The 26,964-nt window shown below is 43.7% G+C and carries 25 protein-coding genes and 2 pseudogenes; 1 reads left to right on the top strand and 26 read right to left on the bottom strand.

Annotated elements, in window-relative coordinates; translation table 11 throughout:
* Positions 1-78: 78 nt before the first annotated feature.
* The 22 genes and pseudogenes from BQ7344_RS10985 to BQ7344_RS10875 all read right to left on the bottom strand — a co-directional run bounded on the left by BQ7344_RS10985 (position 79) and on the right by BQ7344_RS10875 (position 21,982).
* Complete coding sequence (locus BQ7344_RS10985) at positions 79-1,110, bottom strand: AAA family ATPase (protein ID WP_002596255.1); 1,032 nt, start codon at positions 1,108-1,110, stop codon at positions 79-81.
* Between the two features lie 155 nt (positions 1,111-1,265).
* Positions 1,266-1,739 carry an RNA polymerase sigma factor gene (locus tag BQ7344_RS10980; RefSeq protein ID WP_002596254.1) on the bottom strand — a complete coding sequence of 158 codons (474 nt, stop codon included), beginning with the start codon at positions 1,737-1,739 and terminating at the stop codon, positions 1,266-1,268.
* Positions 1,740-1,815: 76 nt separating this feature from the next.
* On the bottom strand, positions 1,816-2,247 hold the full coding sequence (locus BQ7344_RS10975) for an RNA polymerase sigma factor (protein ID WP_002596253.1): 432 nt from the start codon (positions 2,245-2,247) through the stop codon (positions 1,816-1,818).
* 95 nt (positions 2,248-2,342) lie between these two features.
* On the bottom strand, positions 2,343-2,852 hold the full coding sequence (locus BQ7344_RS10970; RefSeq protein ID WP_002596252.1) for a sigma-70 family RNA polymerase sigma factor: 510 nt from the start codon (positions 2,850-2,852) through the stop codon (positions 2,343-2,345).
* A gap of 490 nt (positions 2,853-3,342) precedes the next feature.
* The gene (locus BQ7344_RS10955; protein ID WP_224783670.1) at positions 3,343-3,513 is read right to left on the bottom strand and encodes a cysteine-rich KTR domain-containing protein; all 171 of its coding nucleotides are present in this window, start codon (positions 3,511-3,513) and stop codon (positions 3,343-3,345) included.
* A gap of 54 nt (positions 3,514-3,567) precedes the next feature.
* Positions 3,568-5,487, bottom strand: a complete 1,920-nt coding sequence (gene tet(O) / locus BQ7344_RS10950) for a tetracycline resistance ribosomal protection protein Tet(O) (RefSeq protein ID WP_002596250.1) — start codon at positions 5,485-5,487, stop codon at positions 3,568-3,570.
* Between the two features lie 366 nt (positions 5,488-5,853).
* Positions 5,854-6,228 (bottom strand): TnpV protein, encoded by a 375-nt coding sequence (locus tag BQ7344_RS10945; RefSeq protein WP_001129922.1) that lies wholly within the window; start codon positions 6,226-6,228, stop codon positions 5,854-5,856.
* Positions 6,209-6,884, bottom strand: a pseudogene (locus tag BQ7344_RS10940) (hypothetical protein); the annotation flags it as partial. The gene BQ7344_RS10945 and the pseudogene BQ7344_RS10940, both read right to left, overlap by 20 nt.
* A 266-nt stretch (positions 6,885-7,150) precedes the next feature.
* Positions 7,151-7,651 (bottom strand): annotated as a pseudogene (locus BQ7344_RS10935) (Type 1 glutamine amidotransferase-like domain-containing protein); the annotation flags it as partial.
* Entirely contained in the window at positions 7,584-8,018 is a 435-nt protein-coding gene (locus BQ7344_RS16040) for a Type 1 glutamine amidotransferase-like domain-containing protein (RefSeq protein WP_143143560.1), read from the bottom strand. The gene BQ7344_RS16040 and the pseudogene BQ7344_RS10935, both read right to left, overlap by 68 nt.
* Positions 8,019-8,230: 212 nt before the next feature.
* Complete coding sequence (gene lysS / locus BQ7344_RS10930; protein WP_072522595.1) at positions 8,231-10,264, bottom strand: lysine--tRNA ligase; 2,034 nt, start codon at positions 10,262-10,264, stop codon at positions 8,231-8,233.
* A 31-nt stretch (positions 10,265-10,295) separates the two neighbouring features.
* Positions 10,296-10,778, bottom strand: a complete 483-nt coding sequence (greA, locus tag BQ7344_RS10925; protein ID WP_015543439.1) for a transcription elongation factor GreA — start codon at positions 10,776-10,778, stop codon at positions 10,296-10,298.
* 162 nt (positions 10,779-10,940) lie between these two features.
* A complete protein-coding gene (gene dusB / locus BQ7344_RS10920) occupies positions 10,941-11,900 on the bottom strand; it encodes a tRNA dihydrouridine synthase DusB (RefSeq protein ID WP_072523417.1) in 960 nt (319 codons plus the stop codon).
* 9 nt (positions 11,901-11,909) lie between these two features.
* Positions 11,910-12,272, bottom strand: coding sequence for a DUF6145 family protein (locus tag BQ7344_RS10915; protein WP_072522594.1), 363 nt, complete (start codon positions 12,270-12,272; stop codon positions 11,910-11,912).
* Positions 12,273-12,299: 27 nt separating this feature from the next.
* Positions 12,300-13,106 (bottom strand): biotin--[acetyl-CoA-carboxylase] ligase, encoded by an 807-nt coding sequence (locus BQ7344_RS10910; RefSeq protein ID WP_072522593.1) that lies wholly within the window; start codon positions 13,104-13,106, stop codon positions 12,300-12,302.
* Complete coding sequence (gene argF / locus BQ7344_RS10905) at positions 13,103-14,104, bottom strand: ornithine carbamoyltransferase (RefSeq protein ID WP_072522592.1); 1,002 nt, start codon at positions 14,102-14,104, stop codon at positions 13,103-13,105. The genes BQ7344_RS10910 and argF overlap by 4 nt, the downstream gene beginning before the upstream one ends.
* Positions 14,105-14,212: 108 nt before the next feature.
* Positions 14,213-15,157, bottom strand: coding sequence for an SPFH domain-containing protein (locus BQ7344_RS10900; RefSeq protein ID WP_072522591.1), 945 nt, complete (start codon positions 15,155-15,157; stop codon positions 14,213-14,215).
* 1 nt (position 15,158) lies between these two features.
* Positions 15,159-15,599: an NfeD family protein gene (locus BQ7344_RS10895; protein WP_072522590.1), complete on the bottom strand. Its 441-nt coding sequence runs from the start codon at positions 15,597-15,599 to the stop codon at positions 15,159-15,161.
* A 26-nt stretch (positions 15,600-15,625) separates the two neighbouring features.
* Positions 15,626-16,402, bottom strand: a complete 777-nt coding sequence (locus tag BQ7344_RS10890) for a TrmH family RNA methyltransferase (RefSeq protein WP_072522589.1) — start codon at positions 16,400-16,402, stop codon at positions 15,626-15,628.
* Positions 16,403-16,525: 123 nt separating this feature from the next.
* Positions 16,526-17,515: a 6-phosphofructokinase gene (gene pfkA / locus BQ7344_RS10885; RefSeq protein WP_072522588.1), complete on the bottom strand. Its 990-nt coding sequence runs from the start codon at positions 17,513-17,515 to the stop codon at positions 16,526-16,528.
* A gap of 116 nt (positions 17,516-17,631) precedes the next feature.
* Positions 17,632-21,099, bottom strand: coding sequence for a DNA polymerase III subunit alpha (locus BQ7344_RS10880; RefSeq protein WP_072522587.1), 3,468 nt, complete (start codon positions 21,097-21,099; stop codon positions 17,632-17,634).
* 40 nt (positions 21,100-21,139) lie between these two features.
* On the bottom strand, positions 21,140-21,982 hold the full coding sequence (locus tag BQ7344_RS10875; protein ID WP_072522586.1) for a CvfB family protein: 843 nt from the start codon (positions 21,980-21,982) through the stop codon (positions 21,140-21,142).
* 208 nt (positions 21,983-22,190) lie between these two features.
* Between BQ7344_RS10875 and BQ7344_RS10870 the strand changes: the two genes are divergently transcribed.
* Positions 22,191-22,691: a heme-degrading domain-containing protein gene (locus tag BQ7344_RS10870; protein ID WP_072522585.1), complete on the top strand. Its 501-nt coding sequence runs from the start codon at positions 22,191-22,193 to the stop codon at positions 22,689-22,691.
* A gap of 90 nt (positions 22,692-22,781) precedes the next feature.
* Here BQ7344_RS10870 and BQ7344_RS10865 read toward each other — a convergent pair whose 3' ends face one another.
* From BQ7344_RS10865 to BQ7344_RS10850, 4 genes are read right to left on the bottom strand one after another with little or no spacing between them, the layout of a single operon-like run.
* Positions 22,782-23,477, bottom strand: coding sequence for an L-ribulose-5-phosphate 4-epimerase (locus BQ7344_RS10865; RefSeq protein WP_072522584.1), 696 nt, complete (start codon positions 23,475-23,477; stop codon positions 22,782-22,784).
* Between the two features lie 25 nt (positions 23,478-23,502).
* Positions 23,503-24,345: an L-ribulose-5-phosphate 3-epimerase gene (locus BQ7344_RS10860; RefSeq protein WP_072522583.1), complete on the bottom strand. Its 843-nt coding sequence runs from the start codon at positions 24,343-24,345 to the stop codon at positions 23,503-23,505.
* 11 nt (positions 24,346-24,356) lie between these two features.
* A complete protein-coding gene (locus BQ7344_RS10855; RefSeq protein ID WP_072522582.1) occupies positions 24,357-25,328 on the bottom strand; it encodes a Gfo/Idh/MocA family protein in 972 nt (323 codons plus the stop codon).
* An 18-nt stretch (positions 25,329-25,346) separates the two neighbouring features.
* Positions 25,347-26,861 carry an FGGY-family carbohydrate kinase gene (locus BQ7344_RS10850; protein WP_072522581.1) on the bottom strand — a complete coding sequence of 505 codons (1,515 nt, stop codon included), beginning with the start codon at positions 26,859-26,861 and terminating at the stop codon, positions 25,347-25,349.
* Positions 26,862-26,964: the final 103 nt, after the last annotated feature.

Here is a 26,964-nt window from a genome sequence, read left to right as displayed (position 1 = left end):
CGGCAGGGTATCCTAAAATCACTGTCACCGCCGTCACCGCTGTCACCCGCAGGGCAGAGTCGCCAGCTTTACACGGCTTTAAGCGTCAATGACAGTAACAGGGGGTATCCCAATATCGCTGTCACCACCGTCACCGCTGTCACCCGCCCGCTTTGCAAGCGAAATCTGCCTGCCGTGTTTTTTGCGGCTGTACTGATAAACGATATGGTTCTCATTTAAAAATGTGGTGCGGTATTCATTGAGCCATTTCGTAATCACCGTGGGTATGGTTTCCGTTTCCCTCATAGCGGCTAACAGCTCCGTTGCCGTGCCTGCCCATTCTTCCTTATCCCTCATAAAATCCACCAACCGAAAAAGGACGTCTGGTATCGTTTCTTTCGCAAGCTGCTCCTGCGTTTTTCTCTCCACAAGTTCCCAACTGCAATCACGGAAACGCAGCGTGTATTCCTGATAGGGCGTGTCCCTGCCCGTCACATACAGCTTGGCGGTGTCGGATGCCCGTTTCTCCTTTTCCAGAACAAAGGTAGCGTCCGCACTCCCCGTTAAGCCTGTCGTCCCAGACACCTTGTTGAACACATCGCTGTCATTCTGCTTTCGGATGTGGTGTACGACAATGACCGCCAATGAATGCCTGTCGGCAAAGTCTTTGATTAGTGAGATGTCCCCATAGTCGCTTGCGTAGGCATTGTCTTTTGAAGCTGTACGGACTTTCTGCAAAGTGTCAATGACAATAAGCCTGCTGTTTGGGTAATCTTTCAGATAATCTTCAAGCTGCACGATAAGACCGTCTGACAGCTTGCAGCTTGCCACGGCAAAGTGAAGCCGCCTGCTCGCTTCGTTCGTCAATCGGAACAGCCTGTCCTGTATACGGCAGAACGTGTCCTCAAGGCAGAGGTAAAGCACGTCGCCCTCCATTGTCGGCATATCCCACAAGGGAAGTCCCTGCGACACGCATAAACATAGCTTCAGCATGAGCCAGCTCTTTCCTATCTTCTGTGAGCCGCAGAACAGCGACAAGCCTGTGGGGATAAGGCTGTCCACCACAAAGGACGGCTTCTCAAGCGGTTCATAAAGGAGCGTTTCGGCGTTGACTGTCTGTAACTTCTGCATGGCTTTCCTCCTTTCGGGCGGTGTTTTTGTTTTCGTTGCACATAGGCGTTGACCTCCTTAAAAATAGATTTACTCCCACGAAGAAAAAGTGAGAGTATGTAATGCCGCCAATCCCACACAAATAAAAAACAGATTTCTTTTTCGGGCGGTGTCGGTCACGGTTGGAGATACTTCCTCATTTCCGCCTTTACTTTCTCCTTTGCAATCGCAACAGATTTCTGTATTGCCGAAGCGGTGCAATGCTCCATAGCGGCGATTTGGTAAAAATTGAACTCATACTCGTAGTAGAGCAGGAAACGCCGCCTTTGTATCTCTGGCAGTCCGTCAACCGCCTTACAGAGCAGTTCTGCCCGTTCTGCCTCAATCATTTGTTCCTCTATGCTCTTAGGCAGCTTCAACGCCCGCCTGTTCAGCGTTTCGTCCCATACTTCCGAAAACTCCCTGTGCCGCTCGTCCCATTGGAGGAGATTCCTGTTCCTGCGTTCCATCTGCCGAAACTCCATAAAGAACTGTTCCGACACTTCCAACTCGTGGGATTTGCCCTGCCCGTCCTTAAAGCTGATAAAATACCTTGTGCCGCTTTCCGTGGATTCCTCCCGAAGCGTGTACGCCTTAACTCTGTATGCCATCCCGCTTGCCTCCTGCAAAAAATAAGTGAGGGGATTTCCATCCCTCACCCAGTAGCCCGCAGGACGGCAGGCTGTTTTAGACGCTATAAAATTTTCGTAGCTTCTTCCGCAGATGGTCTAACCTCGCATAGATGGCACCAGTCGTCAAATGCACGAGCGGGGCAATCTCCTTTGTGGAATACCCCTGCATTTTCAGCAGGACGATTTTCAAGGTACGCCCGTCCACCGCGACTAATACTTGATAGAGATTTTCGCTCTCAATCTCGTCCAGTAACTCCGCAACCGTACCCACTTCCGTCTGCCGCTCCCTGTCTGCCATGTCCTCAAGGTATTCCGCAATGTCATTCGTCCATCGGTAAAACCGCCTGTTGGAATTGAAGTCTGCCCTGTCCGCAATGCGTATCTGCTCAATGGTCGCTTCATCAACGCCGCACTCACGCAGCAGCTTTTCCTCCGCTTCTTTCCAGATACGCCATTTCCTGTCCTCCCGTCCGTGGTTATATGCCATGCTTCTTTTCCTCCAATCAGAATTGATTGAGAGGGCAGAGAAAAACCCCCTCATTTTCCCAAAGGAAAAAACAAGGGGGCTGAACGCCTTAAATTTTAATTTTCTATTATCTTTCTTAGTTTTCTTAGGATTCTGGCTTTGCGTTTGTTCACAACGCTCTGGGTTATGCCGAACCTCGCCCCGACTTCACGCTCAGAAAGTCCGTCAAAAAAGATTGCCTGTATCAATTCCTGTTCACTATCCGACAGCAAAGGCAGGGCGGCTTTCAGCCTGTCCACCATAACCGCATTGACAACGGTTTCCGCAATGTCTGCCGCTTCATCAGCGATAAAGTCTAAAGGCTTCCCCTCGCTGTCCGTAAATCCATCCAGAGAAAGCAGGCTGTTCTTCGTATCTAATTTTTTCAGATAACGCCACCGTTCCTTATCTCGGTAGAAGTCCGTGTATTGCTCCCTCACGACTTCAAGCAGACAGCCTTGAATGGGGATAAACAGCTTGTCCATATAGGTCTGGTCGGATTCCCTGCGGCGGCAGAAATCCGTATAGGACAGTTCCACATATCTGCCGCTTTCCTTGATATATACCTTTCTCGGTGCGTATTTCACTGTAAGTACCTCCCATCTGAATTTTTGAAATGTTCAAAATCCAGATGGAGAGGTGGCGAACGACACCTAACACCACTAATAGCCCTATGGCACTTTCCAACAAAAATCGACAAAAGAAAAACCGCAAAGGCTCTATGACCTTTACGGTTATGGGAAATATTAATTCTGTTGTATGGAGATTGTACTTCTACATTCAAGGCAGGAAGTGCCGTTGCATAGGCAGAAATTTTTTTAACTGGTTTCCTGCCGTTCTCTGATATGCTATGTATTGATAAATTTTGCTTCGTATGAGCAGATAGATAACTGCCCGAAAAAAGGACATAAAAAAATCCCTCCAAATTTAAAAACAAATTCAGAGGGTAATTTAGGGTATAACAAAATAACCCACCCGAATATCGTTTTTTTTATTTGGTGAGTTTGTTCTTTCAAATACGAAACAAAAAGAGCCGATGATTCGTGAATTGTTCCACAATTTCATCGGCTCTGCGTCTTAAGCGTCTGGCTCTTTGATGACAGTTATCTTCAAGTTGTCAACTTTAATCAATCTTTCTTGTCTGCATTTTGGACAATAAAGGGGATAATTCTCCAAAACAGTGTCCTTCCTAATTTTATTACGGGTTTTGTTCCCACAAACAGGACACAATATCCATTCGCATTTCATCATAATTAGTCTCTAATCCTTTCAAATCTCATTTTATATGACTTTTGCAAGCTGTTAAGCTAACTTGTGGAACATATGCCGAACCTTATCTATACGGCTATTCGGGCGGCGGGGTTGGCAAATAAATTTACCAATAGCTGGCTGGTATCCTTTTAACTCTGTCAAGCAGACTCCCTGCCCATTTGTGAAATAAGTTAAATCGTTCCTGTATTCTTGAATACATCTAGCAGGGATTTCTCCTTTCAGAATGACCTCGTCATTCTTTATCTGAGTACTTACAATATCTGCACAATACCTTGGAGCATCATGATACGCCCGTGAGAGATATTCCTGCGGTGCATAAATTTCAAAGTGGAGATATGGCTCTAATAGTTCTGTCCCTGCTTTTTTTAAAGCCTGCTCCAATACGATAGGGGAAAGCAGCCGAAAGTCTGCGGGGGTACTTACAGGACTATAATACAATCCATATTCAAAACAGATTTTACAGTCTGTCACTTTCCATCCATACAGCCCCTGCTCGCAGCCATAAAGAACCCCCTCCATAACCGCATTTTGGAACGATTGATTTAAATATCCAAGTGAAACTCTGCTTTCATACTGCACTCCGCTTCCAATAGGGAGCGGCTCTATGGACAACCCGACAGAAGCCCAGAAAGGATTTGGCGGGACTTCTATGTGGATGGTATATTCTGCTTTTCTAAGCGGTCTTTCCATATATATAACAGTAGGCTCTTTTATTTCTGCCTCCACATGATATTTTTCCTCAAGGATGGCACAAATGACTTCCATCTGCACTTTCCCCAAAAAAGAAAGTATAATCTCATGCGTTGTAGTATCCACATAATATTTTAAAAGAGGGTCGCCATCTGAAATTTCTGTAAGTGCCCCAAGCAATATTTCCCGCTGTTCAGATTTCTTTACTGCAATCGTTGTTTGGAGCATAGGGAGAGGATTTTCAATAAATTTTCTCTGCGGCAACAGTATTCCGTTCCCCAAAATACTGTTTAGCTGCAAAACATCATTTGGTAAAATTACAATATCACCAGAGCAGGCTGTATCGGATGAATATAATTCACCGTTTGTCGGAACACACATCTCTGTGATTTTTATTTTCTCTTTTTCAGATATTCTAATAACATCCCTCAAATGCAATGTTCCGCTATATATACGCACATAAACAAAACGCCGCCTTTTCTCTGAATATTCAATCTTAAAAACCTGCCCGCATAGTTCAGATTGACCTTCAGGCGTTGATGAATAAAATTTACTGGCAATCACTTCTATAAGCTGCCGAATCCCCAGATTGTTTTTAGCGCTTCCGTGATAAACGGGAAATAACGTTCCGTTTTGGAATCTCCTGTTTTCTTCCTGTTCCAGTTCTGACATTTTAAACGGTTTCCCTGACATATATTTCTCTAATAGTTCATCGTTTCCCATAATTACCGCATCCCACTGTTCCATATCGTCATTGTCCGTTACATTTATATGGGGATGCTGCCCAACCTTTTGCTTCACTATAATTTCCGAAGAAAGCTTTGCTTTCATTTCTCGATATACCATTGGCAAATCAATCCCCTCTTGGTCAATTTTATTGATGAAAAAAATTGTCGGAATCTTCATTGTCTGTAGTGCATGAAACAGTATACGGGTCTGTGCCTGTATGCCATCCTTTGCAGAAACTAATAATACTGCTCCGTCTAATACGGATAAAGAACGGTATACTTCCGCCAAAAAATCCATATGGCCTGGCGTATCTATAATGTTGACTTTTACATCCTCCCACTGAAAAGATGTCACTGCTGTCTGGATAGTGATTCCCCTTTGACGCTCCAAATTCATTGTATCTGTCCTTGTTGTGCCTTCATCTACGCTCCCTAGTTCTGCAATTGCACCACTGGTATACAATAAACTTTCCGTTAATGTTGTCTTTCCTGCGTCAACGTGAGCCAGAATGCCTAAGTTAATTATTTTCATGTGATTTTCCTCCTATCAACACCCAAAAAAGGGCATAAAAATACCCAGTGATAAATACTCCTATCACTGGGTAAATAACTCCAATAGCCCCAAAACACTTATATGTTTTCGGGCATATAAAATTACATGATAAAAGTATTCTTAAACTGGGTACAAAAAACTAAGCCCCATATTAAAAGTGAAACGAGACTGCTACTTTTTGTTCCCACTATCAAATTGACAGTTTATTTAAGAATACCTTGCCGCATATTTATTAACTCCTTGTATAATACTGAATCTAATTATATTCCTTAACCCTTTATTTGTCAAGCTGACAAACTAAAGCAGAAAAAGCGGCAGGATTTCCCCCTGCCACTAATCATCTGTTTATGCAAAAATAATTTCCTTTTCCACAATCTCCCTCGCACAAGCCCTTATGTTATTGAGGCATCCTGTCCATTCTAAGGCGTTTTCTGCCTTTAGCTGTTCCGTTATGCCCTGTGCCTGTTTCATACCCTCTATGAGCCTTTCAAAGCGTTCCTGTGCCTGTCTGTTGATGTCGGCAAGGTAGGCGTTTAGCCTGCCGCTTGTAAGAAGATTGGTGTATGTAACTTTACGGTACTGTTTTAGATAATCTAAATGCCGTTGCCCCCAGATGCCTATTGCCTGTTCTTCTTCGGCGGGTACAGTTAAGCACGGTATCAAATAATCCCCTTGCCTTTCGTATTTGCCGCCCAGTTCCTCAAATAATGATTTTGCCATTGTCTGTTACCTCCACATTCTTTTTTATTTTGAATGTCCGCAAAATCCGTCCTACATCTGCCGGTCGCCAAGGACAATCAACATCGTGAAGTGCAATAAGCCTGTCCTGAACATTCGTGCCGGCACCCATCTTTTGAGTCGAACCCATCAGCACTCTGACCTCTCCTTTACGAACTTTCTGAAACAGTTCTTTCTTTTTCACATCGGTTTCTGCTTCGTGGATAAATCGGACTTCGCTTTCGGGAACACCTCGCTCTATGAACTTCTTTCTGATGTCATTGTAGACAGAAAATGTTCCGTCATTCTTTGGTGTCGATAAATCGCAGAACACTAATTGTGCTGACTTTTTATCTTTGTTTTTTTCCGTCGTTTGTTATCTTGAGCATATTATCTACGCTTGAATCTACACCTCCTCCACGAACTTTCTCGGCTCGCTCTGCAAGGGAGGCAACCATTTCTTTCTGCATTTCGGACGGTTCAACCGACACATTATGATACTCTGCTTCCGGTACAGGAAGATTAAGCATATCGGCTGTTTTAATGTCTGCAACCTCTTTGAACATCGCCATAAGTTCGGGCAGATTATAGAATTTAGCAAAGCGTGTTTTCGCTCTGTAACCCGTTCCTTCCGGCGTAAGTTCTATTGCTGTTACCGTTCATCGGCAACTTAGTGAGTTTGATTCCACGTTGTTTACAGAGATATTCCTTTAGTATGTCTATCTTCTCCGACCATTCCGCAATCAATTCGGGATGTACTGCCGCTAAGCTGTTACTCATATCAAAACCTCCACTTCCTCTGTGATTAAAGTATATGAGGTTTCGGCTTTTTCTTGTAGTTTGCGAATATCCGTAAAAATAGAAAAAGCCCTTTGAGAAAAGGTTCCTCCTCTCTCAAAGGGCTTGATAAATGGGAATTTTCAAATTAGTCTTTGCAAATAACCTTTGAACCTTCACCATCAATTACAATTCCCTGACGGTTGTTAATCGGGCATAGATTCAAATCCGAAAACTCAGTCATTATTTTCTCGGTAACTTTCTTAAATGGTGCTGTAAGATAATGCGGAAGAACATAGAAATCAATCAAATCAAGCCCTGCATCATCTTCTTGTGAGTAGTCCTCTGGCTTTTCATCCATTTGCTCGATATATTGGATGCTTGGAGCGCATATAATTGCGCCTGCCGACTCGCCGATCATCAATTTTCCATTTGCCAATTCCTTTTTCAGTAGCGCATCAGTTCCCGTTTTACGGAGCTGGTCCATAAGAAAGAAAGAATTTCCGCCGGTAAAATATATCACATCTGCTTCTTCAAAAACAGACTGTATCGTTGAATAAGCCTCCGTTGAAATATCAATTTCAGTTACGATTGCTCCCAACTTTTTGAATAATTTTCGAGCCGAGCCGACATAACCGGTGTANGCTTGGAGCGCATATAATTGCGCCTGCCGACTCGCCGATCATCAATTTTCCATTTGCCAATTCCTTTTTCAGTAGCCCATCAGCTCCCGTTTTACGGAGCTGGTCCATAAGAAAGAAAGAATTTCCGCCGGTAAAATATATCACATCTGCTTCTTCAAAAACAGACTGTATCGTTGAATAAGCCTCCGTTGAAATATCAATTTCAGTTACGATTGCTCCCAACTTTTTGAATAATTTTCGAGCCGAGCCGACATAACCGGTGTAGCCTTCACGCAGTGAAGCTGTTGGAATAAATGCTACTTTCTTATTTTCAATTTCTTCCTTTATCAGACTTCCCACACTTGAAAAGTGCGAACATAAAAATAGTTTCATCAATATTCTCCTTTATAAATACCGATTTATCTTTTTCTTTCTGAAAATGGGCAATTCCGCAATGGAACTGCCCATATATCTTTAAAATATGCGATTTTTAAGGCTCTGCACCGTTTCAAGCACCATTTGGTGTAAATTTGGTGTATTTGTGTATTTTCAGAGCTTTTTCACAAATGAAGTACATCCCGTTTTGTAAGGTAAAACGGTACTTCTTAATAGAGCTTTGCACCAGCCGGAATGTGGTTATCAACCATCAGAAGATGAAGTTTTTCTTCTCCTTCTTCTTCGTGGATTGCACTAAGCAACATACCACAGGATTCAATTCCCATCATAGCTCTTGGAGGCAGATTTGTGATAGCGATCAGTGTCTTGCCTACCAGTTCTTCTGGTTCGTAATAAGCGTGAATACCGCTTAAAATCGTACGATCTGTGCCTGTTCCGTCATCCAGAGTAAACTGTAACAGCTTCTTGGATTTCTTAACTGCTTCACAAGCTTTTACCTTTACAGCTCTGAAATCTGACTTGCTGAAAGTATCGAAATCAACAAATTCCTCAAATAAAGGCTCTACCTTTACCTTGGAGAAGTCGATAACTTCTTCCTTCTCAGGTGCTGCTGTGGAAGTGCTGTTTTCTGACTTCGCAGACTTCTTGTCAGCGTCCAGGGACTTCATTGTCGGGAACAGAAGCACGTCTCTGATTGCCTGGCTGTCTGTAAGCAGCATAACCAGACGGTCAATTCCGTATCCGATACCACCTGTAGGCGGCATACCGATCTCAAGTGCATTCAGGAAGTCTTCATCTGTGTGGTTTGCTTCCTCATCACCAGCGTCAGCAAGAGCATCCTGTGCTTTGAAACGCTCTCTCTGATCGATCGGATCATTCAGCTCGGAATATGCGTTACACATTTCCCATGTATTACAGAAGAGCTCAAAACGCTCTACCTTGCTTGGATCAGAAGGTTTCTTCTTGGTCAGCGGAGAGATTTCGATCGGATGATCCATGATAAATGTAGGCTGGATCAGTTCTTTCTCACAGTACTCCTCGAAGAACAGGTTGATGATATCACCCTTCTTATGATGTGCCTCATATTCAATATGATGCTCGTCAGCAAGTTTTTTTGCAGCTTCGTCATCTGCAACTTCATCAAAATCGATTCCTGCATATTTCTTGATTGCATCATTCATTGTCAGACGTGCAAACGGCTTACCAAGATCGATCTCTACACCATTATAAGAAATCTTGGTGGAACCACAGACTTTCTCTGCCAGATAACGGAACATGGATTCTGTCAGTTCCATCATTCCTTCATAATCTGTATATGCCTGATAAAGCTCCATCAGAGTGAATTCCGGGTTGTGACGTGTATCGACACCTTCATTACGGAATACACGGCCGATTTCATAAACTCTCTCAAGTCCGCCAACGATCAGTCGTTTCAGATAGAGTTCCAGTGAAATACGAAGCTTAACATCTTCGTTCAGTGCATTGTAATGTGTTTCAAACGGTCTTGCAGCTGCTCCACCTGCGTTGGAAACCAGCATAGGTGTTTCTACTTCCATGAAGTCACGCCCTGCAAGGAAGTTACGGATTTCTTTGAGGATCTGGGAACGTTTGATAAATACATTCTTGCTGTCCTGATTCATGATCAGGTCTACATATCTCTGACGGTAACGTGTATCTGTATCAGTCAGTCCGTGGAATTTCTCCGGAAGGATCTGTAAACTCTTGGTTAACATAGTCATTTTTTCAGCGTGAATAGAGATCTCACCGGTTCTTGTTCTGAAAGCAAAACCTTCCAGACCGAAGATATCACCGATGTCAGATTTCTTGAAATCTGCATAGGATTCTTCTCCGATGGCATCTCTTGCTACATAAACCTGAATATTTCCCTGTAAATCCTGAATATTGCAGAAAGAAGCCTTACCCATGACACGCTTGAACATCATACGGCCGGCGATCGCAACGTGGATCGGGCTCGCATCCATGATTTCTCTTCTTTCTTCATAGTCCTTCTTGAGGACTTCTCTTGCCTGTGCTTCATCAAGACCTTCTACATTCGGTGTCTTGCGGTCTTTTAAGATCTCTGCCTCATGTGCTTCATAGAGACTCTTTACCTCAAGTGAATGATGTGTCTGGTCAAATTTTGTGATCTGAAACGGGTCCTTTCCATTTGCCTGCAGGTCTGCAAGCTTTTCACGACGAACCTTCAGCAGCTGATTTGTATCCTGCTTTTTCTGCTCTGCCACTTCTTTGGCCTCCTTCTGTTCTTTTGATTATTTATACGTTTCTCTGGATTTCCAGAACTTTATATTTCATAATACCCATCGGCATCTCAACTTCTACAACATCACCTGTGTGTGCACCGATCAGTGCTTTACCTACAGGAGATTCGTTGGAAATCTTACCTTCCAGGCTGTTTGCCTCTGTAGAACCGACAAGTTTTAATTCCATCTCTTCTTCAAATTCGTAATCATATACTTTTACTTTGCAGCCAACGCTGATTCTGTCAAGGTCAACTTCATCCTCAACTACAACCTCTGCGTTCTTAAGGATCTTCTCGATTTCTTCAATTCTTGCTTCGATATCTCTCTGCTCATCCTTTGCAGCATCATACTCAGCATTCTCGGACAGGTCTCCCTGCTCTCTTGCTTCTTTGATTTTTTCTGCAACTTCTTTTCTTTTTACTACTTTTAAATCATGCAGTTCATCTTCGAGTTTTTTAAGACCTGCATATGTCAATAAATTCTTCTTTTCTTCCATAATCCTTACACCCTTTCAAAATAGCCGGATACTCATTGGATATACTCTCCTGGAATCATCATACCGCAAAAAGGGCAGACTTATTCTAGGATATTCACAATTCCAGTATTATACCGAAATCTATATGCCTTGTCAAGGACAAAAAAGGCTGGAAATCCGCGATTAACCGCGAAAATCCAGCAATTTTTCAAGTTCTTCATAACTGCTTACGAGATTGGAGTCCCGGCGCAGTCCTGCACTGTGTTTCATACCGGCTGTATACCATGCAATGTGCTTACGCATCTCACGGATTCCGGTAAATTCTCCCTTCAGTTCAATCTGCATTCTCGTATGACGAAGAATCATCTCTTTGATTTCTTCCCATGACGGCCTCGGAAGTAATTCCCCGGTTGTAAAATAATGGTTCATTTCCCGGAAAATCCATGGATTTCCTCGTACCGCACGTCCGATCATCACGCCGTCACAACCCGTTTCTCTGACAAGTTTTTCTGCTTTTTTCGGCGAATCCACATCCCCGTTTCCAATAACCGGAATCGAAACCGCCTCTTTGATCCTGCGGATTGTATCCCAGTCCGCTTCTCCTGCGTAATACTGCTGCCTTGTCCTTCCATGGACTGCAACAGCTGCTGCGCCGGAATCCTCGATGATCTTCGCAATTTCTACCGGATCCACCGGATATCCCTCAAAACCAATACGGATTTTGGCTGTTACAGGCTTTTTTACCGCATGAGAAACCTGCGTCACAATCTCACGAATCAGCTCCGGATTCTTGAGAAGCGCAGAGCCCTCGCCATTGTTGACTACTTTCGGCACCGGGCAGCCCATGTTGATATCCAGTATGTCAAAAGGCTGTTCTTCAATACTCTTTGCCACCTCTGCCATCAGATCCGGTTCGCTTCCAAAAATCTGCATGGACACCGGATGCTCCGAAGGATCGATCTGCATCAGCGAAATTGTATTTTTATTATGGAAAGAAATTGCCTTCGCACTGACCATCTCCGTACAGAGAAGTCCTGCTCCCTGCTCTTTGCAAAGCATACGAAACGGAAGATCCGTCACACCGGCCATCGGCGCAAGGATAAACGGATTTTCCATCTCAACTGAACCGATTTTCCACTTCATCTCCATAAATCAGTTCCCTTTATCCACATTTTCCCCATCGTCTTCAATTGTTTCGCCGAGGAAAAATACCCGATAATACATTTCCAGAGATTCCAGAAGTTCTCTCTTCTCAGTCTGCAGTTTTTTGATTCGGAGAACACTGCCGATTTCATCATACATTGCATCAGCATCGAGAGCTTCTGTCTTGAACTGAAGGCTTCCGTTATCATCAAACTCCAACGTCAGGATACCTCCAATCTCTTCTGTATAAAGCACGCACATAATGTGCAGTTCCTGCTTTACAGATTCCGGCAGAGAATCAAAATCCTGATTAAAATAATATTTCTGCTCATAGGCGCTTGCACCGCAGAGCACAACATTTTCCTGATACATAAAAATAACTCCTTATATTATACTTGCTCACACATAACTGTACAGTCCACGCACAGACACCTCACCGGAACACACCTTGCGGATTCTGCCATCTGCTACCCGCACCAGAAGTTCTCCCTCGCGGTCAATACCAAGTGCCACGCCCTCGTACGGATCCAGTTTATCCAGAATTCTCACCGGCTGGCATTTATTTGCAAGCATCATATTGTAATCATCGATCATCAGTGAAAGATCACAGGTCTGTACAAATTTCTCGTAGTTCTTTTCAAATTTGCCCATAACAAGGCCGATCAGAAGATTTCTGTCGTAAGTCTTCCCTGTTTCCAGATAAAGAGAAGTTGCTTTATCTTTGAGTTCTTCCTGAATTTCTGCCAGATTGACATTGATTCCGACCCCGATCACAACTTCGCGGATCTTACCATCTTCAAGGCCCATCTCTGTCAGAATTCCACAGATTTTCTTCCGTGAAACTACAACATCATTCGGCCATTTAATAGAAACGTCCACCCCCAGTTCTTTGACCGCCTGCGCCACACTCAATCCCATGACAAGTGTCAGCATGGATGCAAAACGCGGCTCAAAGTCCGGTCTCAGAAGGATCGACATCATAATCGAATTCCCCTCCGGCACAACCCATCTGCGTCCGAGTCTTCCCTTACCGGCAGACTGGAATTCTGCAACCGCCAGTGTCCCATGTACGGCATCTTCTTTCGAGAGGCGCTTGCACCATTCATTCGTAGAATCGATTTCTTTTGCAAAATGGACGGTTTTGCCCGCCCATTCTGTGTGTATTTCATTTGAAATTGTATCTGTATTATAAGGTATTACGCTCATTTTGTCTCCGGCTCTCCAAGAGTAGCTACCATCACTGCTTTGATCGTGTGCATACGGTTTTCTGCCTCATCAAATACATGTGATTGTGCAGATTCAAATACTTCATCAGTAACTTCCATGTCGGTCAGATTGAAGCGCTCTCCCATTTCTTTACCGATCTTTGTCTTGAGATCATGGAATGCCGGCAGGCAGTGAAGGAAGATTGCCTTTTCTCCTGCATTTTTCATAACTGCAGATGTTACTTTGTATGGTGTCAGGTCTTTGATACGCTCTTCCCATACTTCATCCGGCTCGCCCATAGATACCCATACATCTGTATAAATAACATCGGCATTCTTTGTTCCGGATTCTACGTCTTCTGTCAGAGTTACACTTCCGCCGGAAGCTTCTGCATAGGTCTTGCACAGGTCAACCAGTTCCTGATTCGGGAAATATTTCTTTGTTGTGCAGGCTACAAAATGCATACCAAGTTTGGAGCATGCGATCATCAGGGAGTTACCCATGTTGTAACGGGCATCACCCATGTAAACCAGCCGACGGCCTTTCAGGTCACCGAAATGCTCACGGATCGTCAGCATATCTGCCAGCATCTGTGTCGGATGATATTCATTTGTCAGACCGTTCCATACTGGAACTCCTGCGTATTTTGCAAGCTCTTCTACGATATCCTGCCCAAAACCTCTGTACTCGATTCCCTCGTACATTCTTCCGAGAACTCTTGCTGTATCAGCGATACTCTCTTTCTTTCCGATCTGAGAACCTGTCGGATCCAGATATGTACTGCCCATTCCAAGGTCATGAGCAGCTACTTCAAATGCACAACGTGTTCTGGTACTTGTTTTTTCAAAAATCAGGGCAATGTTTTTGCCTTTGTAATATTCATGAAGTTCTCCGGCTTTTTTCTTTGCTTTTAATTCTGCTGCCAGATCGATCATGTATGTGATTTCTTCCGGTGTAAAGTCTTTCAGTGTAAGAAAATTCCGTCCCTTTAAGTTCATAATAAATCTCCTCTTTTTAACTTATCTCAGTACATACGGATTGTTGCGTGCTCTGCACTCTCACAGTTACGAGCCAAAATGCCTCGCGGAATGCTGCCTGCTAAATAGTTACTCCCTGGTATCTGTGTTGTCATCTGTAACGATTTCTTTCAGAGAAGAAGCCAGACCTGCAAGTCCCTGAATCTCAGATGGGATAATGATCTTTGTAGCTTTGCCGTCTGCGGCCTTGCCAAATGCTTCCAGACTCTTCAGCGTCAGAACAGCCTGATCTGCACCTGCTTCACGGATCATACGGATACCTTCTGCATTAGCATGCTGTACTTTCAGCACAGCCTCTGCCTGACCTTCGGCCTCTTTGATCATACGCTCTTTCTGTGCCTCTGCTTTGAGGATTGCAGCCTGTTTCTCAGCTTCTGCATCCAGAATTGCGGATTCTTTTTTACCTTCTGCAACAAGGATCGTAGATTTCTTCTCACCTTCTGCACGAAGGATAGCTTCTCGTCTTTCACGCTCTGCTTTCATCTGTTTTTCCATGGCTTCCTGAATAGCAGCCGGAGGAATGATGTTTTTGAGTTCTACCCGGTTGACTTTGATTCCCCATGGATCTGTGGCAACATCCAGAGATGCACGCATTTTTGTGTTGATTACTTCACGGGAAGTCAGTGTTTCATCGAGTTCCATATCACCGATGATATTTCTCAGTGTTGTCGCAGACAGATTTTCGATTGCCATGATCGGATTCTCAACTCCGTATGCAAAAAGCTTCGGATCTGTGATCTGGAAAAATACAACCGTATCGATCTGCATGGTTACGTTATCTTTTGTGATAACCGGCTGTGGTGGGAAGTCCACTACCTGCTCTTTCAGATTTACTCTTCTCGCTACACGGTCAATAAATGGTGTCTTGAAGTGAATACCTGTGTTCCATGTTTCTTTGTAAGCACCAAGACGTTCTACAACGATTGCATATGCCTGTGGCACAATGCGGATACAGGATGCCAGTATCCAGAGTGCGAGAACTACCAGCACGATAAAAATAATAATTCCTGCCATTTTACTTACCCTCCGTTTCTTCTTTTACAATCAGTTTTACTCCCTGAACATCTTCAATTGTAACAATTGCATGTTCCGGTATTGTTACTTCATCGGAAGATGTCCTTGCCATCCACTCGATGTCATTGATCCGAACCTGTCCGGACTGTTCCAGATTGTTGATTTTCTGGATCACTACTGCTCTTTCGCCGATCAGACTGTTAACGTTCGTCTTTGGTACGCCTTTGTTCATGTAACGCACAGCAAGCGGACGTGTAAAGATCAGAAGTACCAGTGAAATGACCAGAAACAGAACCCACTGGGTCAGGATTCCCGCTCCCAGCCCGGAAGCGATTGCCGCAACAAGCGCACCTCCCGCAAACCAGATCGTAGTCAATCCTACTGTGATTGCCTCAACTACCAGAAAACAGGCCAAAAGTATAAGCCACATTATCGGTTCCATCTTATTCCTCCTTCCGGATCACGGCATCAATTCCGTCTCTGCCTCGCAGCCTCATACATCAGTATGCCACCTGCCATTGCCGCATTCAGGGATTCTACATGACCGCACATCGGGATACGGATCAGACAGTCCGCAGCATCTGCTGCCTGGTCAGTCAGTCCTTTGCCTTCGTTTCCGATAAGGAAAGCGGTTCCACCCTGATAGGATTCCCTGTCGTATGCATTTTTACCCTGCAAGTGTGCTGCAAAAAAACGGATTCCGCAATTTTGAAGTTTCTGCTTTAATGATACCACATCTTCTACGTAGAAAAAAGGAATTCTGTAAATAGATCCCATTGTTGCACGAATAACTTTTGGATTAGTGATATCCACACAGGTTTTTGTAAGAAAAACACCTCCGATGCCGGCACCTTCCCCTGTACGGATGATCGTTCCGGCATTTCCCGGATCCTGCAGGTCCTCAAGCACCATAAGAAGAGGTGATTCCTGCTTCAAAAGATCCTCTATCTGATAGGACGGCTGTCTGAGAACAGTCAGAACTCCCTGCGGGGTCTGTGTGTCACTCATCTGGCGAAAAACACTGTTTTCAACTGCATCCCAGGAAAAACACTTTGCTTTCTGCATGATTTCCTCATCGTCAAGCAGGGATTCAGCCACATAGACCTTCTCGATCCAGCCATCCGGCGCTTCCAGAAACATCTTTCTTCCTTCTGCGATAAAAAGCCCCTGCTCTCTGCGGGCTTTTGCCTTCTGATTGAGTTTGATCACATTTTTCACCTGTGTATTCTGTGCACTGGTAATCATATAATTGCTCCTTTAATCCAGAACGGAGGCCACCTGATGGTTGCCTCCGATGTAAATATTATGCTGGTTTTTTGATACCTGCGAATTGTTTCGTGCTATGCACTCTCACAATTCTACCTGATATCATTTAGAATAATTATGAGAAAGAGAATTGCAAACTTCCCACATGTATGGGGAAACATCTTTCTGCATTGCAAGCGCTTCGTTGATATCGAAGTCCATGAACTCGCCATGACGATATCCAACGACTCTGCAGGATTTACCCTGTACAAGAAGATCTACTGCAAGTGCACCCATCATAGATGCATATACACGGTCTTTACATGTCGGATTACCACCACGCTGCATGTGGCCAAGAATGGTCGCACGTGTCTCAATACCGGTTGCAGCTTCGATACGTCTTGCCATTGCCTCTGAATGGCCAATACCCTCTGCATTTACGATAATGTGGTGTTTCTTTCCTGCCTTACGGCTTGCGATGATATTGTTGATCAGCTTCTGCTCATCGTAATCATATTTCTCAGGAATCAGGACATCCTCTGCACCATTGGCAATACCGCACCACATAGCAAGGTATCCTGCGTTACGTCCCATAACTTCAATAATACTGCATCTTTCATGAGATGTGGAAGTATCACGAACCTTATCAATGGCCTCCATTGCTGTGTTTACAGCTGTATCAAATCCGATCGTATACTCGGTACATGCAATATCCAGGTCGATTGTTCCCGGAACACCGATCGTATTGATTCCAAGGTTTGCGAGCTTCTGTGCACCTGCAAAAGAACCGTCACCACCGATAACTACCAGTCCGTCGATTCCATGTTTTTTGCAGATCTCAGCACCTCTCTGCTGACCTTCCGGTGTACGGAATTCTGCACATCTTGCTGTATAAAGGATTGTTCCACCACGTTCGATTGTATCTGATACATCTCTGGCAGACATATCAACGATTTCTTCATTCAGAAGTCCGTTGTATCCCTTGTAAATACCCTTTACATTCAGTCCGCTGCTCAGTCCTCGTCTTACAACCGCACGGATCGCAGCATTCATTCCCGGAGCATCACCGCCACTTGTAAGTACACCGATGGTTTTTATCTGTTTCTCTGCCATGATTCATTCCTCCATCTCCAGATCTCGAATTATAATCTGTATTCGAAAAATTATATTATAATAGGAAATCTTAGTTATATCTTCTACACATATTCGTTGTATAGTGTAAAGCATTTTCAGAAGTTTTTCAATACTCTTTCCACAACTTTAACGTTGGATTCTCCATATTTTTTCCTGAGTTCACCTGTCAGGGAATCGCTGATCCGTGCGTGATATCCTGCCGGAAGGCGCTTCATCGCATTTACATCTTTCAGATAGATCACAACTGCCGAAACACCGGCATATCCTTTCAGCGTCTCAAGAAGTTCCTGCTCTTTTTCGGCATACTCGGCTTTGTCTTTAAACTGGATCCAAAGTTCCTGCGGCATATCCTCAAAAGCTCTGACTTTTTCAAGGATCAGCTTACTCGGCTTGTCGTCTTCTGCATTGACACGCCCCTGCACAAATACACGCGCGTCCTCATTAAGCATTGACTGCCATTTCTCGTAATCTCGCGGAAATACCACAATCTCGACAGTACCAAGCAGATCCTCCACGGTAAGGAATGCCATCACCTTATTATTCCTAGTGTATTTGATCGTCTTCTCCGTGATCATTCCACCAATGATCACCTTCTGTCCATCATACACTTTCGGTATACCGGATTCTTCATCCGGCTGGAAATCCGTAGTTTTCGCGGATATCATTTTTTCCATGATGTTACGGTATCTTTCAAGCGGATGACCGCTCAGATAAATTCCGAGTACATCTTTCTCGAAAGCAAGGATCATTTCTTTGTCGTATTCTTCCACATCCGGCATCCGGATCTCATATTCTTTCTTTTCTTCATCACTTACCAGGTCAAACAGACTCATCTGACCGGCAAAAGAATTTTTCTTTTCCTGTGCAATACTGTCCACGATCTGACTGTAAACAAGCATTTTCTGACGGCGGTTGCCTTCCAGACAGTCCAGTGCACCGGCTTTGATGAAGTTTTCGATTGCACGCTTGTTGACCGTTCCTGTCAGTCTCTCGATAAAATCCTTCAGAGAACGATACTCGCCCTTTACTTCTCTTTCTTCTACCAGCGCATTGATGACCGGGCGGCCCACACTCTTGATTGCAGAAAGCCCATAACGAATCGCGCCATTATCCACAGAAAATCCATATGCACCTCTGTTGACATCCGGCGGAAGGATCTTAATATTCATCTGCCGACATACCTGAATATATTCTGCCACTTTTGTCGGCATTTCAATCACCGATGTCATAAGCGCAGCCATAAATTCCACCGGATAGTAATATTTCAAAAACGCCGTCTGATAAGAAACGACTGCATAAGCTGCTGCATGAGATTTATTGAACGCGTATTTTGCAAAATCGATCATATCATCATAGATTTTATTTGCAGTCTGCTCGGAAATCCCGTTTGCAATACATCCCGGAACCCCCTCTTCTTCATTACCATAAACAAAGTTCTGGCGCTCTTTCTCCATGACTGCGGCTTTTTTCTTTGACATGGCACGGCGCACAAGATCGCTTCTTCCAAGCGTATAGCCGGCCAGGTTACGTACGATCTGCATAACCTGCTCCTGATATACGATACAGCCATAAGTCGGTTTCAGAATCGGCTCCAGCTGTGGACAGTCATATTTGATCGTATCCGGGCGGTTTTTGCCACGAATGTACTGTGGAATAAAGTCCATCGGACCTGGACGGTACAGAGAAATTCCCGCAATAACGTCCTCAAGGCTCTGCGGCTTCAGCTCCTTCATAAAGTTCTTCATTCCCGCACTTTCCAGCTGGAATACACCGTCAGAACGGCCGGTTCCGAGAGAATCCAGGACTTTTTTATCGTTATAATCAATATGCTGCATATCCAGTTTCACACCGGCATCCTGTTCGATCAGATGCACGGCATTTTGAATAACTGTCAGCGTACGAAGACCCAGAAAGTCCATTTTCAGAAGTCCGAGTTCTTCAAGTGTCGTCATCGTAAACTGTGTAACGATCGAACCGTCGGATGCCCGAGAAAGCGGTACATACTCTGAAACATCCTTCTGACTGATCACGACACCTGCTGCATGCATGGATGTATGCCTGGGAAGTCCTTCAAGACGCTTCGCCGTATCAATCAGATCATGAATCTCTTTCTGATCCTCATAGACTTTTTTGAGTTCAGGGTTCATCTGCAGCGCTTTGTCAATCGTGATATTCAGCTCCTGCGGAATCATTTTTGCAATAGTATCCACCTGTGCATATGGAAGATCCATAACACGACCGACATCACGGATAACACCACGGGCCGCCAGTGTACCAAATGTAACGATCTGTACGACACAGTCATCCCCGTATTTACGTCTTACATAATCGATAACTTCCTGTCTTCGTTCAAAACAGAAGTCAACGTCGATATCCGGCATGGATACTCGTTCCGGATTCAGGAAACGCTCAAACAGAAGATCATATCGAATCGGATCAAGCTGTGTGATCCCAAGTGTATAGGCAACCAGACTTCCTGCAGCGGAGCCTCGTCCCGGTCCTACCATAATGTCATGGTCGCGCGCATATTTAATAAAGTCCCATACAATCAGGAAGTAATCGACATAGCCCATATTCCTGATCGTGGACAATTCATAATTTAACCGTTCTTTCAGTTCTTCAGTGACTGGCTGGTAACGCTCCTCCAATCCTCTGAAACAAAGCTCATTCAGATATTCCCATGAAGTGTAACCTTCCGGGACATCGAATTTCGGAAGCTTTGTCACACCGAATTCAATTTCCACATGACATCTCTGTGCGATCTTGTGTGTATTCTCAAGCGCCTCTGGCGCATATGGAAATAGACGTTCCATTTCTTCGGGAGATTTCACATAATACTGACCGCCCTCATAACGCATACGGTCTTCATCTGCCAGTTTCTTACCTGTCTGAAGACAAAGCAGTACATCATGCGGCTGTGCATCCTCTGCAAGCGTATAATGCACATCATTGGTCGCAACAAGTTCTATTCCTGTCTCACGATGCATTTTCAGAAGCTGCTGATTGACATTCTGCTGTTCCGGAATACCATGATCCTGCAGTTCCAGAAAGAAGTTTCCTTTCCCGAAAATATCCTGATAACGAAGAGCAGCCTTTTTTGCATCTTCATACATCCCTCTTGTGAGAAATCTCGCCACTTCGCCGGCAAGGCACGCACTTAATGCAATGATTCCCTCATGGTATTTCTCAAGAAGCGAAAGATCCACTCGTGGTTTATAATAAAATCCTTCAACAAATCCCTTTGATACGATTTTCATCAGGTTACTGTAACCCTGATTGTTTTCTGCCAGAAGCACCAGATGATAATAACGGTCATCGCCGCTTCCCGCTTCACGGTCAAACCGGGAACCCGGTGCCACATAAACCTCACAGCCGAGGATTGGATTGATTCCTGCTGCCCGTGCTGCGCGGTAAAAATCTATCACGCCATACATGACACCATGATCTGTAATGGCCGCACTGTCCATGCCAAGCTCCCTGACACGGTCCACATATTCTTTTATTTTGTTGGAGCCATCCAGAAGACTGTATTCTGTATGAACATGAAGATGTGTAAAATTCATAATCTCGTCCTTTGCTTTATATGTCCGATTTAATGTACAGTTATTTCACCAGATAGATCCTGCGATCTTTAATCTGAATTTTTCCTTCTTTCAGAAGGTGTCCTACGGCACGCTTGAATGCATTTTTACTCAAACCGAATTCCCGGCGGATAACTTCCGGAGATGCCTTATCATCAAACGGAAGTACTCCTGCAAATTCCTCAATGATTCCAAGTACACTCTCTGCATCCTCGCTGATCTGCAGATATGCCTCCTGACGGTCACTGACATCCATTTTGCCGTCTTCTTTGACTCTTGTGACACGGAGATCCAGCACAGTACCCGGACGGTATTTGCCCTTTGCCTCTCTTGCCGGGATCAGTGCTGTATATTTATTATCTACCGCAACAAAAACGCCGAAGTTTTCGCTGATCTGGTATACACGGCCTTTTACCTGATCACCTTCCTTGTACGGTGTCTCCTTAGAAAGATAAGGATAAACTTTCATGGTTGCACAGAGACGACTGCTCTTGTCCACATAAATAGCAACAAGACATTCCTGTCCTTCAAAAATCCTTGTTGTCTGCTCATGATACGGAAGAAGAAGATCTTTTTCCAGTCCCCAGTCAAGGAATGCTCCGATCTTAGTCACCTGTTTTACTTTAAGAAGACCCACCTCGCCTACTGTGAGCTTCGGCTCATTCGTTGTGGCGATCAGACGATCCTGTGAATCTTTGTAAATAAATACTTCGATCTTATCTCCATCCTTTTTGCCTTCCGGAACCTGCTTTGCCGGCAAAAGCACCTGATGCTTCGTATCTGCATGCATATCTTCTGCCAGATATACTCCAAATTCTACAGATTTTACGATAAATAAAGTCTGTTTCTTTCCTAATTCAATCATATTTTCCTCCGATACTGAAACAAATATATGTCCGTTTTTCTTCTTTACCTAATTGTGAGATTAATTGTAACACAGAAAAACAGGAATGGATATAAAAAAGCCAAATCTTCTTGAGATTTCTCTTGTGGTTTCTCCCCTTTATCCTGTATAATATTTCTTAGAAAAAGGTTTTTCCAAATATGCTATGAATATATTGGGAGGTTTTATTATGTGCAAAAATCTGAATATCCTGAAAAAGCAGGAAGAACTTCTGCAGTTCGAGCATTTCTGCAACGACGATGCCTTTGAACTTGGCTCATTTATGGTGTCCTATGCCAGAAAGCACAACATCACGATTGCCATATCTATCCGTCTTAACAATGGCTGTATTTTGTTCCAGCATTGCCCTGACGGAACCAATCTTTTAAACCAGAAATGGATGGATCGAAAATTCAATTTCGTAAAACTGATGGAACGCAGTTCTCTTTTATCCACATTTACTTTTGAACATGACAACGACACCCTAGAAACACACGCTTTATCAAACAACGATTATGCATTATGCGGCGGCGGTTTTCCTATCCGCATAAAAGGCAGCAAAACCGTAATCGGTGCGGTCATTGCTTCTAATCTTTATCATATTGCAGACCATGAATTTATTATTTCCTGCCTGAAAGAATATCTGAACTGTCCGGATGCTCCAGCTTTTCCTTATACACTTCCGGAATGACTGGATTTCGTATTGATGATTTGGCTCTTGAAGTATTAAAGCGTGCTGTACATAAAACCGTACAGCACGCTTTGTATTTTTTATCGGATTTTATTTCTTAATCTGTCCATAATAAGCATTTGCTCCGTGTTTTCTGTAGTAATGCTTATCCTGAAGTTCCTGTGGTGCCGGTCTTACCTGCGAATTGATCAGTTCACAGCGGCATGCCATCTTTGCCACTTCTTCCAGAACAACTGCATTATGAACAGCTTCATGTGCATCTTTTCCCCATGTAAATGGTCCGTGATTTTTGCACAGTACTGCCGGAACAGCTTTATAATCGCTGTTTTTGAAATGTTCTGCGATCAACACGCCCGTATTTTTTTCGTATGCCTCTTCGATCTCATCTTTTGTCAGATTACGTACGCACGGAACCTCTCCATAGATATAGTCTGCATGAGTCGTTCCATAGCACGGAATGGATCTTCCTGCCTGTGCCCAGCTTGTTGCCCACTCAGAATGTGTATGTACGATTCCCCCGATATCTGGAAATTCATTGTACAGAACCACATGTGTCGGGGTATCCGAAGACGGATTGTATTCACCCTCTACTTTATTTCCCTGAAGATCCACAACAACCATATCTTCCGGTCTTAATTTGTCATACTCTACTCCACTCGGTTTAATAACAAAAAGTCCTTTTTCACGGTCAATACCGCTGACATTTCCCCATGTAAATGTGACCAGTCCGTATTTCGGCAGATCCATATTTGCTCTGTATACTTCTTCTTTTAATTTCTCTAACATTTCGTTCTCCTTTTTAATACGTAATTTAATTCATTTTCTCCAGAATCGGTTTTGCCATTCCCGCTGCAGAATTAAGATCTGCTTTCCAGTTTTCGTTTCCGGTGTACCAGAATTCTGTGACAAACCTGCGTACTCCCAAGTCCCACGCTTTGCTGATTGCCGCTTCAAAATCTACATGACCTGTACCATACGGCACTTCCCGGAATCTTCCCGGAAGTGTTTCTTTCAAATGTAATGAAGTAAGATTTCCTCTTCCCAGTTCCATATCCTCCAGCACATCTGACTGATATGTAACAGCTGCATTTGTCAGATTTCCAATATCCGGATATATTTTCAGATAATTGGAATTACATAAAGTTACATATTTCATAGCCTTTTCAACAGTATTCATAAACTCATTTTCCATTGTTTCAAGGCCCAGTTGAATTCCAGCCTTCTCCGCCAGTTCTGATGCTTTTTTCAGGTTTTTGAGAAATCTCTTCTTTGTTTCTAAAGTTGACGGCTCATAATACACATCATAACCCGGTATCATGACTACTCTGATTCCCAAATCATCTGCAAGCCGAAGTGATTTCTCAAGGATTTCCATTCCACGCTTACAGTATTCTTCCTTGTCATTTCCAAGAGAATATTTTGTAAGCGCACTTACACACATCGTTCGGATCGGCATTCCGACTTCATACATGGCTTTGATAATCTCAAAACGATCTTCTTTTGTCATATCCAGACGTGCGATTTTTTCTTCGGTCGCGTCAATACTAATTTCTACAAAATCATATCCGGCCTCTTTTGCAGCCTCCAGTTTCTCTTTCCAGTCCAGAGTTCCCGGCATTGCTTTCTCATATAACCCCAGTGAATATTTTTTCATCTTTTTCCCTCTTATTTCATGATCGGAATTTCGTATCCCCATGACCTACGCATTTCATCCATGATTTCCATCACACGTATTGTTTCTCTGTGAGGCATCTCCGGACATTCCAGTCTGCCCTCTTCAATTGCTTTGCAGCATGCTTCCACTTCGTATTCATATCCTGTGATCTGTTTCGGCGGAGTGCATGACAGCACTTTTTCATACTGGTCGTTGAATACTTTGATTTCTTCCGGATTATTGATATTTGTGATCTCAATATAACCTTTTGTTCCAAAGATCGTACCCTGACGGTTCTGTACTGCATGAACATTGCACTGCATGGATGCTGTTTTTCCGCCGGCAAAAGTCATATTGATGTTGTCAATCATATCGACACCATTTTTAAAAACAGCTTCTGACTGTACATGCTCCAGATCTTCACCGAAAATCATACTTGCAAAGTTTACCAGATAAACCCCTACATCAAGCAGGGCCCCGCCTGCCAACTGCGGATCCCAGATTCGTTTTACTTCGCTGAGTTCATATCCCAGATTTGCAGTCAGAGAGGTAACTTCTCCTATAGTTCCGTCAGCAATAAGCTTGTTAATCATATTTCTTGAAGGCATATATCTTGTCCAGATAGCTTCTGTAAGCAGAAGTTTCTTTTCCTCTGCCAGTTTCAGGATTTCTTTTGCCTGCTCAGCATTTACAGTAAACGCCTTTTCGCAGAGTACATGTTTGCCTGCTTCCAGACACATTTTTGCGCATTTATAATGGTGTGAATGTGGTGTTGCAATATAAACAAGCTGTACTTCAGGATCTTTTAGCATTTCTTCATAAGAGCCATAAAATTTTGTAAATCCATATTTCTTAGCAAATGCTGCTGCTCTTTCTGTATCTCTGGCTGCAATGGCATATGCCTTTACATCGTTCATTTTTGTAATGGTATCCGCCATTTTATTTGCGATAGAACCAGCTCCCATGATTGCCATTTTTAACATAATCTGTCCCTCCTGTTGTTAGTTTTTGAAACGTTTCCATGCGCTGCTCAGTCCGTCGATCACTGCACGGTATGTTGCATATTTTTCTTCATAGATTTCCTTGTATTCCGGTCTCGGATAAATGGTTTTTGTAATCTTCACAGTCTTTTCGATTGCTTCTCTGTAATCTTTGTAAACACCGGCTGCAATACCTGCCGCCATCGCAGCCCCCTGTGCACCAAGTTCTTTGTCACCGACTACATCTATCGGTATCTGGAGTGTATCCGCAAAAATCTGTACCCATACATCAGAATTTGCCGCACCGCCGGAGAGTCTTATGCTCTTTGGAACGTCACGGTTTCGGAGCAGTTTCTTCACATGAGTCATGTGTGAGAAAACAATTCCCTCATAGACTGCACGCAGCATATGTTTTTTAGAATGATAAGCAGTGAGACCCACAAAAGTTCCCTTTGCAAGCGGATCTTCATTGGAACCGTTCAGAAACGGAAGGAAAATCACATTACTGTCCTGTGGCTCGATGGATGCTACCCATTCATTTGTAATGTCATAAACAGATCCTCCGTTTTCTTTTGCTTCTTTCTTTTCATAGCTCATCAGGTTTTTAATAAACCATTCCATGTTTCCTGCGGAAGTCGGGCTGCTCTCCTCAATGAGAAAATATCCCGGCATACAGAACATGGAATTTAATGCTACCGTACCGTTTAATACAGGTTCCTTTCGGATAAATTCATTGATACTCCATGTACCGGCGATCATACACATATCCTCTTCACCGCAAAGTCCGGATGCAATACCGCAGGCATTCACATCAAACATTCCCGCTGCGACCGGTGTTCCCTCTGGAAGCAGAGTCTTTTCACTTGCTTCTTTTGTAACATATCCGCATATGTCAGCAGAATATTTCAGCGGTGGCAGTTTGTCATAGCAATCTTCCAGTCCATACAGTGCCATCAATTCCCGGTCGTGCTGTTTCGTAACCATGTTGACCAGATTTCCGCCAGAGCAGTCTGTATATTCGCTGTATGCTTCTCCGGTGAGGCAGAAACGGATATAATCTTTTACCGCAAAAATATATTTTGTTTTTTCCAGAATTTCCGGTTTGTTATCCCTGAACCAAGCCAGCAGGCTCACCGGCTGCACAGCCAGAATTTCCTGAAATGTTTTTTCATAAACTTTTTTATTTGTACCATCTGCATACCATTTTTCCACCTGCTCCCAGGCTCTTGTATCAGTTGACATAATTCCGTTATAGGATGGTTTTCCATCATAGCCAACCATATAAAGGCCTTTTCCTGCTCCGGAAAAAGAAATTCCTGCGATTTCTTTCGAATCGATTCCGCTTTTCTCAATTGCATTTTTGATTGCCTGTGCGTTCACGTCCCAGAGATCATCCAGATTTTTTTCTGTGTAACCCGGTTTTGGTGTAAGTGTCTCTGTCGGAACACTTGCCACTGAAATCTGTTCACCATTTTCATCAAAAATCGCTGCTTTTGAAAATGTTCCGCCATTATCAATTCCCAGTAAATACTTCATATCCATCCTCCTATATACAAAAGCAGCCCAGGACACACCAATTTCCGGTATCCTGGGCAAATTTTCACAAAGATATTCCCGTTTTATTCAGGCTTACCTTCTC

It is taken from the genome of Blautia sp. Marseille-P3087, assembly GCF_900120195.1.
Classification (GTDB): domain Bacteria; phylum Bacillota; class Clostridia; order Lachnospirales; family Lachnospiraceae; genus Blautia_A.
The sequence above is the reverse complement of the archived record's forward strand: the minus strand, read 5'-3'. Positions and strand labels throughout refer to the sequence as shown.

Bases quoted from the DNA above. Each gene is read 5' to 3' on its own strand.
- BQ7344_RS10890 (WP_072522589.1), bottom strand. From the start codon at position 16,402: ATGATTACCAGTGCACAGAATACACAGGTGAAAAATGTGATCAAACTC.
- pfkA (WP_072522588.1), bottom strand. From the start codon at position 17,515: ATGGCAGAGAAACAGATAAAAACCATCGGTGTACTTACAAGTGGCGGT.
- BQ7344_RS10850 (WP_072522581.1), bottom strand. From the start codon at position 26,861: ATGAAGTATTTACTGGGAATTGATAATGGCGGAACATTTTCAAAAGCA.
- BQ7344_RS10865 (WP_072522584.1), bottom strand. From the start codon at position 23,477: ATGTTAGAGAAATTAAAAGAAGAAGTATACAGAGCAAATATGGATCTG.
- BQ7344_RS10955 (WP_224783670.1), bottom strand. From the start codon at position 3,513: ATGAAATGCGAATGGATATTGTGTCCTGTTTGTGGGAACAAAACCCGT.
- dusB (WP_072523417.1), bottom strand. From the start codon at position 11,900: ATGAAGTGGAAAATCGGTTCAGTTGAGATGGAAAATCCGTTTATCCTT.
- BQ7344_RS10980 (WP_002596254.1), bottom strand. From the start codon at position 1,739: ATGGCATACAGAGTTAAGGCGTACACGCTTCGGGAGGAATCCACGGAA.
- BQ7344_RS10985 (WP_002596255.1), bottom strand. From the start codon at position 1,110: ATGCAGAAGTTACAGACAGTCAACGCCGAAACGCTCCTTTATGAACCG.
- BQ7344_RS10975 (WP_002596253.1), bottom strand. From the start codon at position 2,247: ATGGCATATAACCACGGACGGGAGGACAGGAAATGGCGTATCTGGAAA.
- BQ7344_RS10855 (WP_072522582.1), bottom strand. From the start codon at position 25,328: ATGTTAAAAATGGCAATCATGGGAGCTGGTTCTATCGCAAATAAAATG.
- BQ7344_RS10880 (WP_072522587.1), bottom strand. From the start codon at position 21,099: ATGAATTTTACACATCTTCATGTTCATACAGAATACAGTCTTCTGGAT.
- greA (WP_015543439.1), bottom strand. From the start codon at position 10,778: ATGGAAGAAAAGAAGAATTTATTGACATATGCAGGTCTTAAAAAACTC.
- BQ7344_RS10870 (WP_072522585.1), top strand. From the start codon at position 22,191: ATGTGCAAAAATCTGAATATCCTGAAAAAGCAGGAAGAACTTCTGCAG.
- BQ7344_RS10875 (WP_072522586.1), bottom strand. From the start codon at position 21,982: ATGATTGAATTAGGAAAGAAACAGACTTTATTTATCGTAAAATCTGTA.
- BQ7344_RS10910 (WP_072522593.1), bottom strand. From the start codon at position 13,106: ATGAGCGTAATACCTTATAATACAGATACAATTTCAAATGAAATACAC.
- BQ7344_RS10895 (WP_072522590.1), bottom strand. From the start codon at position 15,599: ATGGAACCGATAATGTGGCTTATACTTTTGGCCTGTTTTCTGGTAGTT.
- BQ7344_RS10945 (WP_001129922.1), bottom strand. From the start codon at position 6,228: ATGGCAAAATCATTATTTGAGGAACTGGGCGGCAAATACGAAAGGCAA.
- argF (WP_072522592.1), bottom strand. From the start codon at position 14,104: ATGAACTTAAAGGGACGGAATTTTCTTACACTGAAAGACTTTACACCG.
- BQ7344_RS10860 (WP_072522583.1), bottom strand. From the start codon at position 24,345: ATGAAAAAATATTCACTGGGGTTATATGAGAAAGCAATGCCGGGAACT.
- BQ7344_RS10900 (WP_072522591.1), bottom strand. From the start codon at position 15,157: ATGGCAGGAATTATTATTTTTATCGTGCTGGTAGTTCTCGCACTCTGG.
- BQ7344_RS10915 (WP_072522594.1), bottom strand. From the start codon at position 12,272: ATGTATCAGGAAAATGTTGTGCTCTGCGGTGCAAGCGCCTATGAGCAG.